The sequence below is a fragment of the Candidatus Symbiopectobacterium sp. genome (assembly GCF_020054415.1).
Classification (GTDB): domain Bacteria; phylum Pseudomonadota; class Gammaproteobacteria; order Enterobacterales; family Enterobacteriaceae; genus Symbiopectobacterium.
The window spans coordinates 1-1260 of sequence record NZ_JAHWCO010000219.1 but is presented as its reverse complement, the minus strand read 5'-3'; the positions used below and the strand labels follow the sequence as shown (position 1 = coordinate 1260).

Annotated in this window: 3 protein-coding genes and 2 pseudogenes; 4 read left to right on the top strand and 1 reads right to left on the bottom strand. The window is 48.2% G+C overall.

The window, feature by feature from the left end:
- From QZ506_RS06475 to QZ506_RS06465, 3 genes and pseudogenes are all read left to right on the top strand, one after another.
- Positions 1–81 (top strand): annotated as a pseudogene (locus QZ506_RS06475) (lipoprotein); the annotation flags it as partial.
- 122 nt (positions 82–203) lie between these two features.
- Positions 204–458, top strand: a complete 255-nt coding sequence (locus QZ506_RS06470; RefSeq protein ID WP_291969906.1) for a type II toxin-antitoxin system Phd/YefM family antitoxin — start codon at positions 204–206, stop codon at positions 456–458.
- On the top strand, positions 458–877 hold the full coding sequence (locus QZ506_RS06465) for a type II toxin-antitoxin system VapC family toxin (RefSeq protein WP_291969905.1): 420 nt from the start codon (positions 458–460) through the stop codon (positions 875–877). Before QZ506_RS06470 ends, QZ506_RS06465 begins: the two co-directional genes overlap by 1 nt.
- A gap of 3 nt (positions 878–880) precedes the next feature.
- Here the strand turns inward: QZ506_RS06465 and QZ506_RS06460 are convergent, their stop codons facing one another.
- On the bottom strand, positions 881–1006 hold the full coding sequence (locus QZ506_RS06460; protein WP_291969903.1) for a hypothetical protein: 126 nt from the start codon (positions 1004–1006) through the stop codon (positions 881–883).
- Positions 1007–1119: 113 nt separating this feature from the next.
- Here QZ506_RS06460 and QZ506_RS06455 point away from each other — a divergent pair.
- Positions 1120–1260 (top strand): annotated as a pseudogene (locus QZ506_RS06455) (transposase); the annotation flags it as partial.

Sequence of the window (1260 nt, the reverse complement as noted above, 5' to 3'; positions counted from 1 at the left end):
GTGGGTGAAGCCATGGCCATGGTCAAAGCGCTTAACCGGATCACGCTATTAGGAATGCCGAACAGTATTCGCATCACGTAACAATCGACCCGTATGGGGCGCAGTCGTTACAAGTTCTGATTTATTCAACAAAGCCTTTGACAGCACTCGGGAAATGTAGTAACGTTACTACATTCGTATGTTTTGTTGCTGGAGATTCGAATATGACTATCACCACACTGTCGAGCCGGGAGCTGAATCAGGATGTTACCCGTGCAAAAAAAGCCACCTGTAATGGCCCCGTGTTTATCACGGATCGTGGCAAAACTGCTCATGTTCTTCTGAGTATTGAGGAGTATCAGAGATTGACAAAGCAACGCCGGAGCATCGCGGACGCGCTAGCCATGCCGGATTCGGCTGATATTGATTTTGAGCCACAACGTGTGTCGCTAGGAACGAAGCCGGCTGATTTATCATGATGTTCGTTCTCGATACCAACGTAGTGTCTGAACTGCGAAAAGCGCGAATAGGGAAGATAGATTCGAACGTGTTGGCATGGGCTGAAAGCATGGATGCTGCCGATCTCTTTGTATCTTCGATCACTATCATGGAGTTAGAACTTGGGATTCTGTCAGTTGAACGCCGGGATGCCGTACAGGGGGCTGTGCTTCGCTCCTGGCTGGAACAACATGTATTACCAGAGTTTTCAGGTAGAACGCTCCCCGTCGATACCGCTGTGGCATTGCGCTGCGCCCGGCTTCATGTCCCGGATAAACGCGGAGAACGTGATGCTCTAATTGCTGCAACGGCTCTTGTTAATGGGATGACTGTAGTGACCCGGAACGTGGCTGATTTCGAGCCGACAGGTGTGCAGATTTTCAATCCGTGGAGATCATAAGAGTCACCCCCTCTCATGCAGTTGTTCTAAGGCGTTGTTGCGAATAGCCATAAAGGATACGATTAATATGGCTTTGTTGAATAAATAGATTTTATGCTGGCAGTCCAGTGAAACGACGGATCCTCGCAACGCAAAATCATGCAGTTAGGCCTCATGAGAAAACTGTACACCTGAGGGGACAAGCATTTTCTACCAAAACTGGCTCGGCAAAACAGCATGACTCACTATTATTCAACAAAGCCCCGCTCTACTACTCCGATATGGCCATCACCACAGTCCTGATGATGAAACGCGTGTTTGGCCTTTCATTGAGGGCTTTACAGGGCTTTGTTGACTCGATTTTTAAACTGATTAAATTGTCGCTGCATTGTCCAGACTATTCG